Genomic DNA, 16,682 nt, shown 5'->3' with positions numbered 1-16,682 from the left:
GGCGTGAATCTCCTGCTGAACGAGGATCCGGATTCATTTGCGGCCGACTTCGCGCGCGCGCATGGCCCCTGCGCGTGCGGTTTTGCGATCCGCTTCCAGAAGACGTCCGCCGAGGTACTGGCAACCGTCCTCTCCAACGGCGGTGAGGCCATTGACCACAAGGCCTCGACCAAGGCCGTCGATGCGCCTGTGGTGAAGGGCATTGGCGATTGCATGCTTTACCTGATCGACCGCTATGGCAGCGCGGGCAGCATCTACGACGCCGATTACGTCGCGATCGAAGGCGCCGATCAGAATCCAAAGGGCTTCGGTCTCACCTTCATCGATCACCTCACGCACAATCTCTACTTCGGCAACATGCAGAAGTGGTCCGATTACTACGAGCGGCTGTTCAACTTCCGCGAGATCCGCTACTTCGACATCAAGGGCACCAAGACCGGCCTGGTGTCGAAGGCGATGACCGCGCCCGACGGCATCGTCCGCATTCCGCTCAACGAATCGAACGACCCGAAATCGCAGATCAACGAGTACCTCGACGCGTACCAGGGCGAGGGCATCCAGCACATCGCATGCTTCACCGACGACATCTACGCGACGGTCGAGCAGATGCGCGAAGCGGGCGTCGCCTTCCTCGATACACCGGACAGCTATTTCGAAGTGATCGACGAACGTGTGCCGAACCACGGCGAAGACGTGCCTCGTCTCGCGCGCAACAAGATCCTGATCGACGCCGACAAGGAAACCAAGCAGCGCAAGTTGCTGCAGATCTTCACGCAGAACGCGATCGGTCCGATCTTCTTCGAGATCATCCAGCGCAAGGGCAACGAAGGATTCGGCGAAGGGAATTTTCAGGCACTGTTCGAAAGCATCGAACGCGACCAGATGCGGCGCGGCGTGCTGTAGCGCCTTTTTTCTGGGATGGCGTCCTGCGAGACGATGGGTCGTGGGATCACACAGCTGGCATTGGAGGAAACGCGACATGGCGGTGATCGCTGGCTACCAGTCCGGTTTCGGCAACGAGTTCGCGACCGAAGCGCTTGCTGACACGTTGCCGGTCGGCCGCAACTCTCCGCAGAGGGTCGCGCACGGGCTTTACGCCGAGCAGATTTCCGGCACTGCATTCACCGCACCAAGACACGCAAACCGTCGCAGTTGGCTCTATCGGATGCGTCCCGCTGCGGTGCACGGAACATTCGCGGCACTGCCCCACGCCCGGTTCCACAATCGCTTCGGCGACGAGCCGACGTCACCGAACCAGTTGCGCTGGGATCCGATGCCGATTCCGGGAACTGCAGTCGATTTCATCGACGGGCTCTTCACGATGGCGGGTAACGGTGGCCCGGCAGCACAGACCGGCTGCGGCATCCACCTGTATTCCGCCAACCGGTCGATGCAGGGCCGCTATTTCTACGATGCCGATGCGGAGCTGCTGATCGTTCCGCAACACGGCCGGCTGCACATCGCGACGGAACTTGGCGTGCTCGATGTCGAGCCGCAGGAAATCGCGTTGATTCCACGCGGCCTGCGCTTCCGTGTCGACCTTCCCGACGGTGAGGCGCGCGGATACGTGGCCGAGAACTTTGGCACCGCGCTCCATCTTCCGGATCTCGGTCCAATCGGTTCGAACGGGTTGGCCAACCCGCGCGATTTCCTGACGCCGGTTGCGGCATTCGAAGAGATCGACGGCGATTTCCAGCTCGTCGCGAAGTTCCAGGGAACACTGTGGTCTGCAGCGATCGATCATTCGCCGCTGGATGTCGTCGCGTGGCACGGCAATCATGCACCGTGCAAGTACGATCTGCGCCGCTTCAACACGATCGGCTCGATCAGCTACGACCATCCCGATCCGTCGATCTTCACCGTGCTGACGTCGCCAAGCGGTATCGCAGGCACCGCCAACCTGGATTTCGTGATCTTCCCGCCGCGCTGGCTGGTGGCGGAGAACACGTTCCGGCCGCCGTGGTTCCATCGCAACATTGCCAGCGAGTTCATGGGGCTGATCCACGGCGCCTACGATGCGAAATCCGGTGGATTCGTGCCGGGTGGTTCGAGCCTGCACAATTGCATGAGCGGCCACGGGCCGGATGCGGCGAGTTTCGACAAGGCGACTGCAGCCGATACAACGCAGCCCGATCAGGTTCGCGACACGATGGCCTTCATGTTCGAGACGAGCGCCGTCATTCACCCCACTCGCCAGGCTCTGGAATCGTCCACGCTTCAGGGCGACTATCAGGACTGCTGGCGCGGACTTGCCAAACGGTTCAAGCCGGGCGCGTGAAATACCGCCACTCCTCCTGCACGCAATGGACATCGCATGAAACTTGGATCACTCAAAGAAGGTGGCCGCGACGGCACGCTGATCGTCGTCAGTCGCAATCTCCAGCGTGCGGTGCGCGCGGACGCGATTGCGCCGACGCTGCAGCGCGCGCTGGAGGACTGGTCGAATGTGGCGCCGCGCCTCAATGCGCTGTCGCAGGCGCTGAACGAAGATCGCGCCGAGGGTGCATTCGACCTCGACGACGCAGTACTGGCGGCGCCGCTTCCGCGTGCCTATGAATTCGTCGACGGTAGCGCCTACCTCCCGCACGTCGAGCGTGTCCGCCGTTCGCGTGGCGCCGAGGTACCTGAAAGTTTCTACACCGATCCGCTCATGTATCAGGCAACCAGCGCCGGCTTCTACGGGCCGCGCGATCCGATTCTCGCGTCGAGCGACGAGTGGGGCATCGATCTGGAGGCAGAAGTCGTGATCGTGACCGACGACGTACCGATGGGTGTCGGTGCAGCGACTGCGGCCGAACACATCCAGCTGGTCGGACTGGTCAACGATGTCAGCTTGCGCAACCTGATTCCGGGCGAGTTGGCGAAGGGATTCGGTTTCGTCCAATCCAAGCCGCGCTCGGCGTTGTCGCCCGTCTTCGTCACGCCGGACGAACTCGGCGATGCGTGGCACGACGCGAAACTCCATTTGCCAATGCGCACCTGGATCAATGGCGCATGGTTCGGCGCCGCCGAGTGCGGCGTCGACATGCAGTTCAGCTTCGCGGAACTCGTCGCCCACGTCGCAAAGTCGCGACCCCTGTCGGCGGGCACGATCGTCGGCTCAGGCACGATCGCAAACGAAGACACGTCCAAAGGCGCTTCATGCCTCGCCGAACAGCGCACCGTCGAAACCCTGCGCGATGGCAAAGCGTCGACGCCGTTCCTCAAATTCGGTGATACGGTACGCATCGAGATCACCGACGCTGCCGGATCGAGCCTGTTCGGCGCGATCGAGCAGACCGTGACTTGCCAGCCGCCGCGCGGCTGATACGACGGACGACAACGGAACCGCTCCGAACCGAAAGGGAAATCACATGATGAGCACCCGCGAACTCACGCTGTACGATTATTGGCGCTCGAGCGCGTGCTACCGGGTGCGCATCGCGCTCAATCTGAAAGGGATGGCCTACATCGCCAAGCCGGTCCACCTGGTCGACAACGGTGGCGAGCAGCACAGTCTCGAGCATCGAACGCTCAATCCGCAGGAAACGGTTCCGGTTCTGGTCGATGGCGCGCGGGTGATCCGGCAATCGCTGGCGATCCTCGAGTATCTCGACGAAATCCATCCGGAACACGCGCTGTTGCCGTCGGCAGCACGCGATCGTGCACACGTGCGTGGGCTTGCGCAGCTCGTCGCGTGCGATATCCACCCGCTCAACAACCTTCGCGTGATGCAGTACATCGAACGCGAGTACGGCGTTCCGCAACCCGAACGCGACCGCTGGATGCGTCACTGGATGGATGAGGGTCTGCGCGCATTCGAGGCGATCCTCGAGGGGGATGCGGCGACCGGCATGTACTGCCACGGCGAGTCACCGACGATGGCGGATGCGTGCATTGTTCCGCAGGTCTACAACGCGCGGCGCTTCGGCATCGATATGAGCACATATCCGATCATCGAGCGTATCGACGCGCAATGCCTTTCGCTCCCCGCATTCGATGCGGCGAGACCGGAGCGACAAGCGGCCGCGCCGCCGAGCTGACGGCTGCCACGGTCAAGCGAGCAATGCGGAATTTCCGCAGGGAAAGGGAGTCGACCGGCTCGCATTCTCAGCCGGCGATGTAGCGCTGCAATTGCTCGATCTGCTCGCCCTGTTCGCTGATCACCGCTTTCACCAGATCGCCGATCGACACGACGCCGACGACCTTGCGGTCATCGACGACCGGGAGATGCCGCACCCGGCTGTCTGTGCACAGTCGCATGCACGTATCGATGGTGTCGGTTGAATTCACCGTGATCACTGATGCGGTCATGATGTCGCGCACCGGCGTTCCACTCGACGAGCGACCATTGAGGATGATCTTGCGCGCGTAATCGCGCTCCGACACGATGCCGACCAGTTGATCGCCAGTCATCACCAGCACTGCGCCAATCACGCGATCCGCCATCAGCTGGATCGCCGCGAGCACCGGCTCATCTGGCCCGATCGTGTGGATCTGGCCGCCCTTTTCCGCGAGCAGATGGCTGACCTGGATCATGTTCGGCTCCTCCCGGCACGGCGCATTGCCGCACGCACGAGTCTAGCGCCGCGCTCGTCGTCGCGCAGCTTGCATCGCGCAAAACCGGCACGCCGCTTGATGCGCTTCGCACCGGCCTTGGCCGGTGCGAAGCCCCATCAGGAGGGCGATTCCCGTCGCCTCAGAGGCAGTCGAAACCGTCGGCGAAAACAGACAGCACGAGCGGTGCGCTCGCGCTGGCGCTGTTGTTGCCAGGCACTGGATCGGTTGTGTCCGAATCGACGGACGCCGTCAACGGCACCGGCGCGGGAAGCGTGTAGGTTCTCGACACGCACGCCGACGTTGTCACGTTGCGCGTTTCACCCGCGGCCAGTGTGCCAAGGACGCAGGGAAACGCCGTGGTGCAATCGCCCGTGTTCGAGCCGAACGTCAAACCTGCTGGTGTCGGGCTCGCCAATTGCACATTGACGGCGGCGTCGGAGCCATTGTTGGTGACCGTGATGCTGTAGTGCATTTCGAGACCAGGCGTGACCCGGTCCGGCGGCGTGATGGTGACGGCGAGATCGGCGCCGCCGCCCTGACTCACCGGTAGCGGCCATGCCCATACGCCACGCGAGCGGGTGAATGCTGCCAGCGTGGTGAACCCGCGGTCGATCGTGAAACTCCACACCATCACGTGCGGAAGGCCCTCGAAGCGCTGCCAGACGGGCGTCGGCACGCTGATATCGTCGGTGTAGTACAGGCCCCAATCCATCCCGACAAATACCTGCTTGGGGATATTCGGATTGGCAATGATTGCGTTGGCCGGGATGTCCGGAAGGTTGCCTGTCTTGTCGAGCCAGCTGAAGGACGCGCATTGGGCGCTGCAAGTCACCTGGAACACGTGTCCCGGCCGGGACGGCGTGTTCTGCGCGAATCCGCCCACTGCCGCATAGCCGATCAGCGGATTGAGCGGATCGGTGGTGGCATCAAGCATCGGGCGATTTGGCAGCACCGCGTTTGAACCGGTGACGTTGACGGCGGTCGCGGCCCCGGCTGCGCCGAGCCCGAAGACGTACTGCACGTTGCCGTCATTGGTCGCGAGGATCGCCACTGTCGGGTCGCTCACGGAGTAGTGGATGTTGTTGATGAACGACCTGTTGTCACCGCCGAGGATCAAGTTGTTCTTGGTCACGTTGCCGGTCTTTGCCGCCCACCCACTGCCACTGACACCGCCGGTGGTTGTTTCCCAAACCCGGTTCGATCCGGCGATCAGATGCGTGCAACCTTGCGCGCTCGTACACCCGCTGCCGGCGACATCAAGTGCACCGTACCGATAGATGTCGAAGGGAAACACAAAGCTCAAAACGTCGCCCGACCACGCACCCGATGCGCTCGCTTCGGGATTGTTCGGCCCGTTTGTGCTGACCGTGAGGTTGCCGTTCTGACTCGAGTAGTACCAGCGCTGCCCGAGCACGGGTTCGATTCTCGACACGATGCCGTCGCCACCATTGGTGGCATTCCATGAGGTGGCGGCCGGCGTTCCGTTAAAGACGGCAGTTGCACTGCCGTTGTCCTGAAAGCCCGCATTGACGCCGGACGTCGCCGCCGTCGCGAAGTTTGCCGTGATGTCGCCGTGGTACACCTCGATCGTTGGCAGGGTGTCGTTGAGTGGAATCCAGTTGGCGTTGCCCGAACCCGTGGCGCTGATCGCGTTGTCGACGAAGTAGATGCCGCCGTCGTTTCCGTTCAGCAGCTTCTGCGGGTCGCCACCCACGAACGCGCGCGCATGATTGTCGGGGTGGACGGGACCGCCGCTGTAGGCGTCGGTCATGTTCGTGTACGACGTGCCGCCATTCGTGGATCGGAACAGGTCGACGGTGCTCACGAAGAAGACGTTCGGATCGGTCGGCGATACCGTGATGCCCGCGTCGTACCACATCTGGCTGCCTGGACTCCCCGGAGCTCCAATCGACGCCCATGTGTCTCCGCCGTCGAGCGTTTTGTAGATGCCGAGAATGCCGCGCGTCGTGACGTCGGTGAACATGGCGTAGAGGATGAGCGGATTGGTCGGAGCGACCGCGATTTCCAGGCGACCACGGCTCGTGTTCGGCGCGCCGCTGCCGGTTCCTGCCGGAAACCCGTTCGTCAGCAACGTCCAGTCAGCGACGGCCGGACAGCCGCTGGACGGCATGTTCGCGCGGTAGACCCCGTTGGCGCCGTTGTTCGCCAGATCGGGCTGCACAGGCGTCGGAAGTCCGCGCGTACCGACCGCGGCATAGAGCACGGTGGAGCCGCTCCGGTTGACGGCGAGGAGACCCGTCATGTCCTGACGCTGCGCTGTTGTCGACGTCGAGAACGCATTGGTGAAGCACGGTCCGTCCCAGGTCCCGCCCGCATCGTAGGAGAAGAAGACGCCGGTCTTGGTGCCCACGATCACGTTGTCCGAATCATTCGGATCCACGACCACCTTTCCGATCGACTGGTACTGCGGGAATCCGTTGGTCGAAGGGCCGTAGAGCGGATTGAACACGTCCTGTCCGAGCACGGACCACGTCTCGCCCTTGTCCATGCTCTTGAGGATTCCGGCGGCACCGAACGAGAAGGAGCCGTAGCGCAAGTCACCCGTGCCTGCGTACAGGACGTTGTGGTTCTGAGGGTCGACGGTCAGGTCGCCGATCGCCATGCTTGCGATCTCGGGGAAATCGGTCTTCACCGTCCAGGTGGTCGCGGCCGAACAGCAGTTCGTTGTTTTCCAGACGCCGCCGCCGTCGGAGCCGAGGTAGGCGATCGCGGGATCGTCGGGATCACTGACAATGACATTGGTTCGACCCGCAGCGCTGTCGGCGCCGAATCCTTCACCGCGCAACGGCATGGGTCCGAGCAGGGTGAAGGCATCCGGGTCGAGGGCGAGTGCGGTCTCGGCCGAACGGACATAGCTTCGTCTGCCGGTGGGGACTGCCTCGGCAATGGCGCGGTCCTGCCTTGCCGATTCGAGCATCCAGGTGGGCTCGAAGCGCAGGTGCTGGGGGTCTCCGCCGTAGGCAAGCCGAACCGCCCAATAGTCGCCTTCAACAGGCGGGCGGCCGTTCTCGCGCTCATTTTCCTCGCCGACTTCGTAGCCGGGATGGAATCGGTGCGCGGACATCCAGGCGCCACCTGCAATCAGCAGCGCAAGAGCTGCCGTTGAAAACACTGCGACGCGTCTGCCCATAAGAGTCCCCCCATTCGATGAAGGCGGAGTCAGTCCCCGCCCAGCGGAGGATGATACTCATCTATGAGGTAGAGAGGACGCTGTTTGGATTCGACATACAGCCGGCCGAGATATTCGCCGATCACGCCGAGCGCCATCAACTGGACGCCGCCGAGAAAGAGCACCACAACCATCAGCGACGGATAGCCGCGCACCGGATCGCCGAACCAGAACGCCTTGCCCAGCACCCACAGGCCGAACATGAAGGACAGTACCGCCGCGAGCAACCCGAAGTAGGTCGCGATCTTCAACGGCGCATTCGAGAACGAGGTGATGCCCTCGATCGCGAAGTTCCACAGCTTCCAGTAGTTCCACTTGGTCTGGCCGGCGTGACGCGGGTCGCGATGGTAGATCACCGACAACTGCCGGAAACCGACCCAGGTGAAAAGCCCCTTCATGAAACGCTGTCGTTCACGCACCTGCTTGAGCGCGTCGAGCGCGCGGCGTGACAGCAGGCGGAAGTCTCCCGTGTCGCGCGGGATAGGGGTGGACGACAAACGCTCCATCACGCGGTAGAAACCGGTTGCCGTCATCTTCTTGAAACCAGTCTCGCCGGCGCGCGACGCGCGCGTGCCATAAACAACGTCGTATCCCTCGCGCCAGTGCTTGACGAACGTCGGGATCAGCTCGGGCGGGTCCTGCAGGTCCGAGTCGATGACGATGGCGGCATCGGCCTCCACATGATCGAGTCCCGCCGTCAGCGCGAGTTCCTTGCCGAAATTGCGCGACAGACGCAGGGTCGAGACGCGCCGGTCCGCGGCGCGCAACGAATTCATGATGTCGTATGTGTCGTCGCGACTGCCGTCGTCGACGTACAGGATTTCGGACTCGAGATCGAGACTGTCGAGCACCGCTGCCAGGCGCGCGTGGAATTCGCGCAGCCCTTCGCTCTCGTTGTAGGCGGGAACGACGACGGTCAGCTTCGACATGGAGACACCGTTGCGAGGGGAGTTGAAATGCTAGCCGGTTCGGACCGTGTCCGACATGACAATCGAATCGCGCCTCGATGCCACGACAGCAACGGACGGCCCACCGCAGACAGGCATGCGGAGGTCAGCGCGGGAGATAGCCGGGTCCGCCGAGCTGCACCGCCTGCCGCTCGATCCACGCGACGCGGCGCAGCACGTAAGGGCCGGGACGATCGACGCGATACCGAACCGGATTCGGGAGCACCGCAGCGAGCAGTGCCGATTGTCGGGCATCGAGTTGCGCTGGCGTGCTGCGGAAGAACTGCCGACTGGCGGCGCTGGCACCGTAGACACCGTCGCCGAACTGCGCGATGTTGAGATACACCTCCAGGATGCGGCGCTTGGGCCACAGCGCTTCGATTAACACCGTGAAGTACGCTTCCAACCCCTTGCGCACGAAACTGCGGCCGTTCCACAGGAACAGGTTCTTTGCGACCTGTTGGCTGATCGTGCTTGCCCCGCGCAATCGCTCTCCCTCGTCGGCGTCGGCGAGTGCGCTCTGGATCGCGTCGATGTCAAACCCGTGATGGCTCGGGAATTTCTGGTCTTCCGCCGCGACCAGCGCGATCGGCAGTTGTGCCGACACCTGCGACCAGTTCGTCCATTGGTAGTGCAGCTGAAAGTCGTGCTCACCCTCGACCGCCGCTGCGATCCGGCGTTCAAGCATGAACGCGGACGTCACCGGCGCGACCCAGCGCAGGCACAGCACGCACAGCACGCTGAGCACGAGCACTCCTGCGCCGGCCCACAGGCACACGCGTAGCAGGCGTTTGAGAGCGCTACTCAATGGCACGCATCAACCCGGAAAGAAAAAAACCGGCGCGGAGATCCGCGCCGGTTCAAAGGATACAGCGAGTGGGTCAGGCGCGAGTCCCCGATGGACTGCGCCTGACTGCCCTCAATGGCACATGAAGTCGCTACCCGTGCCGCCTTCGAAGCCATCGGCGAAGACGATATCCGCCGGCCCCGGCGTCCCGAGCTGGACCTGGTCGAGGTAGAACCCGTCGAACTCGGCGCCCGGATCGGACGCGAAGCGCCACCGCACCTGCACCGTCTGACCGACGAAGCTGGAGAGATTCGCGCTGAAGGGCTTGAACACCGACGCCACGGTCCCGTTGCCCGGATTGGCATTGCTGGCCGCCGTCGACACGCCGTTGAATGCACCGTGGCTGGCTGGGAACGCGCACGCGTTTGCCGGCGGCGAGCCGGTCTCCGCGAACGAACTCGGATAACCGCCAACCGGCGGCAGATCACTCCATGTCGATCCGCTGTCGGTGGAGATCTCCATGACGACACCATCCCAGTGATACTCAATGTCGTATTTCGCCTGGAAGGTCAGCGTCGTTGCGCTTGCGTCGATGGTCAGCGGCGGCATCGTCAGCGTCGTGCAGAGATTCCCCAGATACGTCTGCGCATCCGCATTCGTGTGGTAGCTGTGCGTCCCGGCACTGGCCGCCGTGTTGGTGATCTGCCACGTCGGCTCCATCGTCATGTAGCTGTGCGTGTCGACATCGTCGAGGAAGCCTGCCGGATCCGGCCCGTTCGCTCCACTGGGCGTGAGGTTGAGGACGGAGGACGGGACTGCAGCATTGCCGAGACTGTCGCTGGCGGTGACGCGGTAGTAGTACGGCGTGCCGTCGGTCACCGTCGTGTCGGTGTAGCTGCTGGTCGTCAGCGCCGGAGCAATCACTTGCGGAGTACCGAAGTAGGGATCGGTATCCCGTTCGAGCTTGTAGGTGACGGTCGTCGCAGCCGGGCAGACCGCCGAGGTCGGCGCCCACGCGAGGCTGGCACTGCAACTGGCATTCGACGCGTCGCCGATCAGCGAGTGGGTGTCGAATTCCGGCGCGAGCGTGCAGGTGTCATTCGACACCACGTCGAAGCAGCTCGATGGAGCACCTTCGACATCGTTTTGAACGCCACGCACCTTGTAGGCGTAACTGAAGCCGCCCTGGGTCGTATCGTCCGTCAGCGGGCTCGCCGCACCGGCAGCCACGAGATGGAAATCGCCCGCGCCGGCAGCCGCACATGTGCCTTGCGCACGATAGAGCTGGTAAGCCTGCGCGCCGGCCGACCCCGTGAAGCCGACAACGATGCCAGCCGCAGTGTTGGACGATGCCGACAATCCGGTCGGGGCCGCGAACGGGGCCGGATCGGGCAGTGCGAACGAGCCTGACGCCACCATCGCGTAACCCTGACGGTCGCTGCCGGACGAACCGTTTCCAGGCACGCTGGTGCCTTTCACGCGAAGCGTATAGCTGCCTGCAACCGGGGCCGTGAACCGCACCTGCTCGACGGTATCCCGAATATCCGCGGTGCCGCCGGGCGTTGAAACGTTGCTCGCGAAATGGTTGCCCAGATACGTGATGTTGCCTGGACCGACCACTTCGAGATCGAGGTTGTTGACCAGCGCGGACGCGGTACCGGCCGAGGCTTCCGGATCGAACCAGGTCAGCGTTGCCCGAAACTCGATGCCTGCGCCGACGTTGGCGATCGTGTACTCGTTGACGTCGCCGGTTTTAAGGCCCGAATCGTTGGTCCGCTCGAACACGCGCAGGCGGCGGCTGTCGTCGCCACCGGTCATCGTGCCCTTGAACCACAGGTTGCCGTCCAGCCAGGCGCGGCCCCAGCCGGTGCCCGTGTTGGGGAAGGCGGAGGGCGTCGTGGTCAGACGGGTCCCGTTGAGCAGCACCGCCTTCATTACCGCACCGGTGGGATTGAATTCGTCGCCAGCCGTCTTCTCGCCGCGCGGATAAAACCCGTCCGCGAAAAACTGGCGCTGGAGGACCGCGTTGCCCGCCACCGTCGGCGTCGCCATCGACGTGCCCGATTCCGAAAGGGTGACCGGCGCCGTGATGGTCGTGCTGATCGGAGCGGCGCTGTTGCGCGCGGAAATGGTTGCGCTGCCGGGCGCTGCGATGTCGGGCTTCATGCGACCGTCGGCGGTCGGACCGGCATTGGAGAAGCCGGCCTTCGCGAGACTGCCTGCATGTCCGAGTGCGGCAACCGTCACCGAATTCTTGGAGTTGCCGGGCGATCCAGTTGCCATGGCGCCAGCTTGATCATTGCCGGCGGCAATGACCACGAGCATCCCTTCATTCTCTCGGGTCGCGCGATCGACGTTGACGTCATCGCTGGTATACGCGCCTGAAGTGCCCGATCCCCAGCTGTCGCTGTGGATGCGCGCGCCACCGGAATAGGCCTGCTGCAGCGTGCCTTCGAGATCCTGGACGATGACCGAGGTCGGATCATCGGGTCCGATGTCCTGCATCAGCAACTGCGCATTTGGCGCCATGCCGTCGGCAAGGTCATGGTTGGGCAGCAGCGGCGTCGACGGCATGAACGTGTTCGGCGTGAAGATGCCTGCCGCGTCGCCGACCAGGGTGCCGCTCGTATGCGTGCCGTGACCGGAGACGTAGTCGTAGTCGGTCGGGCCACCGGGCTGGAGCCAGTACGCGAGGATCTTGTTGTCGGGGTGAAGCGTGCCGATGGCCGGCAGCAGCGGCGCGGGACTTTCCGAGAACGTCACTTCGGTGTGTGGTCCGGTGCCCTTGTCGAGCGTCGCGAACCAGGCCGCATTCGGCGTGGTACCCGAGTCGCCGAGCGCGATGATCTGGCCAGCGCCGTCGATGCCATGATCGAACATCGGAGCCGGGCCACAGACAGGCCCGCTGCCGGCGCACGTTCCGGTGAAATTGCCCTGCAACGCGGCGATGCCGCCCGAGTTCATCGTATGCGTCGGTGCCCACGGCGAAACATACGCAACGCCATCGATCGCCGTCACACTGTGAATGAGCGCATCAAGCGAGGCGAGTGTCACCTTTGCGCGCACGTACGGGATCGCGTCGGCGCGTTCGCTGCGCATCGTGATCTCGACGCCTGGCACCTGCTTGATGAGGGTCGCCTGGATCTCGCTCGACGAAACGCCGGCGTATCCTTCCACCATGATTTCGAAACGACCATCCGCCTGCTTCGCCGTCGACGTGGCGCGGCTGGCCTGCCAGAGATTCGGATCGAGCTTCAACGCGGGCCTGACCGGACCTGCCCAGCGTACCGCCGATTCGCGTTGCACGTCGGCGAGGGACACGCCGCTCAGACGGACGTAATAGGCATTGTTCGGAACGTATCCGAGAATCTGCATGCCCCGATCGACCAGGGTTTTGCGCTCGGCGATCCGACCGGGCTGGAACTGGACGATGGCGTAGCCTGACAGCGTGCGGTCGGTGGCGGCATCGATCGTGCGATTGTCGATCTCCTGCGCCAGCGGATCGAACACGCCGGCACGCAGGATGATCACGTCCGGATTGCTACGCGCCGCATCGATGCTCTCGATGGACGGTTTTGCAGCTGTCATCCGTGTTGCCGAATGGGCAGCAGGAAGCGTCGCGCCAAGCGCAAGCGCGAGCGCTGCGGAAAGGGCAGTGCGTACAGGAAGTAAGGCCATCAGATGATTCCCCGGAAAATGAGTCGGTCAAGAACAACCTCCCGAGTATGCGTCGCGAAATCCCTGGGATCATCCACCCAGTAGCGTAGTTCTCAAGCCCTAATGGACTGGTCCCGTGGAACGAGCTGCCGATGCGCCGACGCCCTTCGCGCCCGCTCGGATCGATTCGGGCTTGCGAATCCGGTCTTCGAGTGAACAGACTGTGACGGTGACGGCGTTTCCGTGCGTGTTCCGGATGCTGAAGGCTGTTAGGTTTTCGTGAATTGAGCTAGTATCGTTCCGACTTCAATGGGCGGGAACTCCGCCCTGTCGATACACTCTCAACAGTCTGCAATCCCCACCCTGATTTCCGATGATCGTTCGTCTCGCCTGGCTGATTCTTGTTGTGCTGCTGTCGTTGCTCCCGCTGGTGGGCGCGGCGCAGACGCTGCCGACGTTGGCCGCGCGCACGCCGGTGGGCAGTACGCCGCTGGTGGAGCAGCTGTTGGCACTGGATGCGTCCGGCAGGCCGATGCGGTCGCAGGGATCCCCTGTATTGCCGATCTGGTCGGGTTCGAACGGGCAGCTCCTGGCGGTTGTTGCCCTGCCGAAAGGGTGGACCGAATCGCCGATCGGGCCAACGCCCGCCTACGCTGGCCCCTCGGCTTGGCATCTTGCGGGGAAATCGGCCGCGGCTGCCGGTGGTTTGCGCTGGGAAATGGGTGATGGATTCCACGCAGATGCATTGCTTGGAGAGTATGTCCTCGGCGGTACGGCACCCTGCGCGGTTCCGGGCGGATGCAATGCGTCGACGAATGCCTGGTCTCGCGGATCGCTTGCAGGTTCGCTCGGTCTCGGCTGGATCTCGGCCGAGGGCGGACTTGATGTGTCGTACGGCCTGTCGTGGCTGCAATCGCAGAACGACGGCGCGACGCTTGGCCGGTTGTCGAATGGTTCTGCGTTCGTTCCGGTGCTCACGCTGCCCGATGCGATGGGCTACGCGATCGATGGCGAAACATCCGTGTATGCGCGTGGTCGCTGGCAATTCCAGAGTGGATCTGCCTTGGATGTCGGCGCCAGTTTCGGGCGTGGACATCTGACGCAGGTGGGCGCGCTCCCGAATGCGCTCGCCCCGGGTATCGATCTGGATCAGCTGTCATTGAGTCTGGGTCTGGATGTCGGATCGCTGCGTGGCGCTGTCGTCGGTCACGTCCTCAGCAGCGACGACCCACTGCTTGCCGGAAAGAAATGGACCTCGCTCGATCTTGGGGTTTCCTGGCGTACGCCGTGGAGCGGCGAACTCAGCGTCGGTGCGCAAAACCTGTGGTCGGCGCCTGCAAGTTCTCCGCGCGACGCAGAAAATCAGGCGCGCACTCCATACATTCAGTACCGTCAGGATCTGTAGCTCGCTGCGATTGCGCCCTTGTTGACGGCATGGACGGCTGCGTCGTCCGATCCGCCTGACGGGAATCCCGACGCGCCTCCGCAATTAAAGCGATGCATGTGCGCTGGCTGGATTCGGTCATCAGGGCGACCGAATGTCTGACACCCCATGGAGCCGAACATTTCTGTCGTCGTTGACGCACGCAGAGCGTCGTTCGCAGGATCTGCTCATCAGCGAGTTGATCGCAGTGGCGACGCGTGTTCTTTCGCGATTCGAGCGTCTTCGCATGGCCGTTGTGGCTCACGAAACGCAACCGAGCAAACGCGCTCACCGCCTTGCTTGCCCGCGCGACAACGCCTGCGAAAGGCGCGCGACCCTGAAGGAATCCGCCGGCGAAAACGTCAGAGATTTGATCGCGCTCCGATAGCCTGGTCGCCTTCGATGGGAGATGTGAGCGTCGGTGGTGCACGTGTTGGCGATGCTGGCATCTCGCGAAGCAAAGCGGCGCGAAGCAAAGCGGTCAGACTGCGTATCGCGTGAAGGCGACGCGCTGTTCCATGGATTCGATCGCGGGCGCCTGTGCGGCGCGGCACGCTCGACACTCGGGCGCGGCAGGTTGAACGGCGGTCCCGCGCAACGGCACATGCCGCATCTGCCATCGGCGCGCGCAAGGAATTGCACGCTCTAGCCAAGCGCCCGATGCGCCGGAGTCGATTTTGGCTCGCCCTGTCGCACTTCGCATTCCACCGGCGGTCGCGCGCATTTCGTCAAACCCGTCGAATCGTCCGCTAACATCGAATACACATTGCCCGCGAATGTCGTCGTAAAACTGCCCAGGTCGCACGAGGGTCGCCGAGTGATGAACGATTTTTGCAATTCAACGTATTGATATCGTTGATATTGGCGAAGTTGTTAAGGTGACGCTCAGGGGTTCCAAAAGCGTAAGAATCTTGTTAGTATCGTCCACTGCCGAGGGTTTTGGTGGACCGTTTTGGTCGTTCCCAGGGAATGGGAGAGCACAGTGTCCCGAGCTGCGACAATTTCTGACGTTGGAGAGAGAAATGAATTTAATGAGCAACGAGCTTTTCAAAGCCGTGCGCTATGCGTTGTATGCGGGCGCCACTGCCGCTGTCGGCTTGTCGGCCGGTACGGTGCTTGCGCAGGACGACTCCAGCCAGAAGCTGGAAACCATCACGGTGACGGGTTCCAACATTCGCCGCGTTGATATCGAAACCTCCAACCCGGTTGTCACGGTCGATCGCGCGACGATCGAGCGGTCGGGCAAGCTGACAGTCGGTGACCTGCTGCAGCAGCTGCCGTCCGTCACTGGCGGCAACGTGAATACGCAGGTCAACAACGGCGGCGCGTACGCCGGTACGTCCAGTATCGGTCTGCGTGGCCTCGGTTCGCAGCGCACCCTCGTGCTGATCAACGGTCAGCGCTACCTCAACGGCGATCCGAACGCGATCCCGTCGAGCCTCATCGAGCGTATCGAAGTCCTCACCGACGGCGCGTCCGCCGTGTACGGTTCGGACGCGATCGCAGGCGTCGTCAACTTCATCCTGCGCAGCGACTATCAGGGTGCCGAGTTCCGTGCCGACTACGGCATTTCGGATCACGACGACGGCGTCCGCAAGGGTTACCATTTCACGTTTGGCCAGACGTCCGACAAGGGCAGCATCATGGCCGGCGTCGAGTACAACAAGCAGGACCAGATCCTCGCGGGCAACCGCAAGTTCAGCAAGAACGCAGTTGACCTGACCGCTGGTCCGAACACCGCGCCGTACACCTTCATTGGTGGTTCCTCAAGCGTCCTTGGTGGCCGTATCGTTCTTCCGGCTGGCAATCCGCTTCGTGACACGTTCGGCTGTTCGCAGATCGTGGTCAATCCGGGCGCAACCGGCAACGTGGCGGATACCTCCAACTACCATTGCTTCACCAACGCGGACAAGTACAACTACGCGACCGTCAACCTGATCACGGCCCCGACGGAGCGCACCAGCGCGTTCCTCAATGGCACGTATCACCTGACCGACAGCGTCGATGCGTACCTGACCGTCATGCACAGCAAGACGTCGTCCAGCTCGCAGCTGGCGCCGTCGGTCATCACCAGTGGCGCAGGCCTCAGGATTTCGGCCGACAGCTATTACAACCCGTTCGGCCTCGAATTCGGCCCCG

11 protein-coding genes are annotated in these 16,682 nt (G+C 63.0%); 6 read left to right on the top strand and 5 right to left on the bottom strand.

The annotated features are described in order from the left end of the window. From hppD to maiA, 4 genes are all read left to right on the top strand, one after another. The coding region (gene hppD, locus ABIV12_RS08485) for a 4-hydroxyphenylpyruvate dioxygenase (RefSeq protein ID WP_348058226.1) at positions 1-903 on the top strand (903 nt) is incomplete at its 5' end. 76 nt (positions 904-979) lie between these two features. Beyond that, complete coding sequence (hmgA, locus tag ABIV12_RS08480; protein ID WP_348058224.1) at positions 980-2,278, top strand: homogentisate 1,2-dioxygenase; 1,299 nt, start codon at positions 980-982, stop codon at positions 2,276-2,278. 36 nt (positions 2,279-2,314) lie between these two features. Next, positions 2,315-3,307, top strand: a complete 993-nt coding sequence (locus ABIV12_RS08475) for a fumarylacetoacetate hydrolase family protein (protein ID WP_348058222.1) — start codon at positions 2,315-2,317, stop codon at positions 3,305-3,307. A gap of 46 nt (positions 3,308-3,353) precedes the next feature. Beyond that, positions 3,354-4,022 carry a maleylacetoacetate isomerase gene (gene maiA / locus ABIV12_RS08470; RefSeq protein ID WP_348058220.1) on the top strand — a complete coding sequence of 223 codons (669 nt, stop codon included), beginning with the start codon at positions 3,354-3,356 and terminating at the stop codon, positions 4,020-4,022. Between the two features lie 67 nt (positions 4,023-4,089). On the opposite strand, the gene ABIV12_RS08465 is transcribed toward maiA, so the two are convergent. The 5 genes from ABIV12_RS08465 to ABIV12_RS08445 form a co-directional block, all read right to left on the bottom strand. Beyond that, positions 4,090-4,518, bottom strand: coding sequence for a CBS domain-containing protein (locus ABIV12_RS08465; protein WP_348058216.1), 429 nt, complete (start codon positions 4,516-4,518; stop codon positions 4,090-4,092). Between the two features lie 160 nt (positions 4,519-4,678). Further along, entirely contained in the window at positions 4,679-7,690 is a 3,012-nt protein-coding gene (locus tag ABIV12_RS08460) for a DUF11 domain-containing protein (RefSeq protein ID WP_348058214.1), read from the bottom strand. A 29-nt stretch (positions 7,691-7,719) separates the two neighbouring features. Continuing rightward, a complete protein-coding gene (locus ABIV12_RS08455) occupies positions 7,720-8,658 on the bottom strand; it encodes a glycosyltransferase family 2 protein (protein ID WP_348058212.1) in 939 nt (312 codons plus the stop codon). Positions 8,659-8,782: 124 nt separating this feature from the next. Next, complete coding sequence (gene mtgA, locus ABIV12_RS08450; protein ID WP_348058228.1) at positions 8,783-9,484, bottom strand: monofunctional biosynthetic peptidoglycan transglycosylase; 702 nt, start codon at positions 9,482-9,484, stop codon at positions 8,783-8,785. A gap of 111 nt (positions 9,485-9,595) precedes the next feature. Continuing rightward, on the bottom strand, positions 9,596-13,141 hold the full coding sequence (locus tag ABIV12_RS08445; protein WP_348058210.1) for a S8 family serine peptidase: 3,546 nt from the start codon (positions 13,139-13,141) through the stop codon (positions 9,596-9,598). 352 nt (positions 13,142-13,493) lie between these two features. On the opposite strand from ABIV12_RS08445, the gene ABIV12_RS08440 reads away from it, so the two are divergent. Next, complete coding sequence (locus tag ABIV12_RS08440; protein ID WP_348058208.1) at positions 13,494-14,525, top strand: hypothetical protein; 1,032 nt, start codon at positions 13,494-13,496, stop codon at positions 14,523-14,525. A 1,040-nt stretch (positions 14,526-15,565) separates the two neighbouring features. Next, on the top strand, positions 15,566-16,682 hold a 1,117-nt coding region (locus tag ABIV12_RS08435), incomplete at its 3' end, for a TonB-dependent receptor plug domain-containing protein (protein WP_348058206.1).

The sequence above is a fragment of the Dokdonella sp. genome, from assembly GCF_039926425.1.
Classification (GTDB): Bacteria; Pseudomonadota; Gammaproteobacteria; order Xanthomonadales; family Rhodanobacteraceae; genus Dokdonella_A.
The sequence above is the reverse complement of the archived record's forward strand: the minus strand, read 5'-3'. Positions and strand labels throughout refer to the sequence as shown.

Bases quoted from the DNA above. Each gene is read 5' to 3' on its own strand.
- ABIV12_RS08455 (WP_348058212.1), bottom strand. From the start codon at position 8,658: ATGTCGAAGCTGACCGTCGTCGTTCCCGCCTACAACGAGAGCGAAGGG.
- ABIV12_RS08465 (WP_348058216.1), bottom strand. From the start codon at position 4,518: ATGATCCAGGTCAGCCATCTGCTCGCGGAAAAGGGCGGCCAGATCCAC.
- maiA (WP_348058220.1), top strand. From the start codon at position 3,354: ATGATGAGCACCCGCGAACTCACGCTGTACGATTATTGGCGCTCGAGC.
- ABIV12_RS08445 (WP_348058210.1), bottom strand. From the start codon at position 13,141: ATGGCCTTACTTCCTGTACGCACTGCCCTTTCCGCAGCGCTCGCGCTT.
- hmgA (WP_348058224.1), top strand. From the start codon at position 980: ATGGCGGTGATCGCTGGCTACCAGTCCGGTTTCGGCAACGAGTTCGCG.
- ABIV12_RS08460 (WP_348058214.1), bottom strand. From the start codon at position 7,690: ATGGGCAGACGCGTCGCAGTGTTTTCAACGGCAGCTCTTGCGCTGCTG.
- ABIV12_RS08440 (WP_348058208.1), top strand. From the start codon at position 13,494: ATGATCGTTCGTCTCGCCTGGCTGATTCTTGTTGTGCTGCTGTCGTTG.
- ABIV12_RS08475 (WP_348058222.1), top strand. From the start codon at position 2,315: ATGAAACTTGGATCACTCAAAGAAGGTGGCCGCGACGGCACGCTGATC.